The organism is Pelomicrobium sp. G1 (assembly GCF_051905455.1).
GTDB lineage: Bacteria > Pseudomonadota > Gammaproteobacteria > Burkholderiales > UBA6910 > Pelomicrobium.
Genome location: NZ_JBQACR010000119.1, coordinates 1 through 415, shown reverse-complemented (window position 1 = coordinate 415; position 415 = coordinate 1). Strand labels below are relative to the sequence as shown.

The following is a 415-nucleotide window of genomic DNA, read 5'->3' as shown; positions in this document are numbered from 1 at the left end:
GTCTTTCCGTGCCCGCGTCGACATCGGGCCGCTGGTGACAGTGGTGGATACCGCCAAGTTTCCCCGGCTGCAAAGCGCGCTGGGTGATTTCTACGAGGCCCAGATCGAAAACGCGGACATTCTGATCCTCAACAAGGTGGACCTAGCGGATGCCGGACAGCTCGAGAAAGTGCGCGAAGAGGTGGTGGCACTGAACCCGAATGCGACGGTGCTGCTGGCCGAGCAATGCGACGTGGATTCGCGCTTGCTCCTAGAAGGCGACTTTTCCAGCCTCGTCCGGCAGGCCGTCGAGCGCCCTGGCGTCTGGGCGGACGCGCACGGCCACGCCCAGGATCATGACCACGACCACGATGACGCGCACGCTCACCCCCACGCGCCGGCGGAATCCTTCGTGCTGGACGCCGGGGGCGAGTGC

At 65.3% G+C, this 415-nt stretch carries 1 protein-coding gene; it reads left to right on the top strand.

Annotated features, from left to right (window positions below):
- The coding region (locus ACTFO6_RS17770) for a GTP-binding protein (RefSeq protein ID WP_439935748.1) at positions 1 to 415 on the top strand (415 nt) is incomplete at both ends.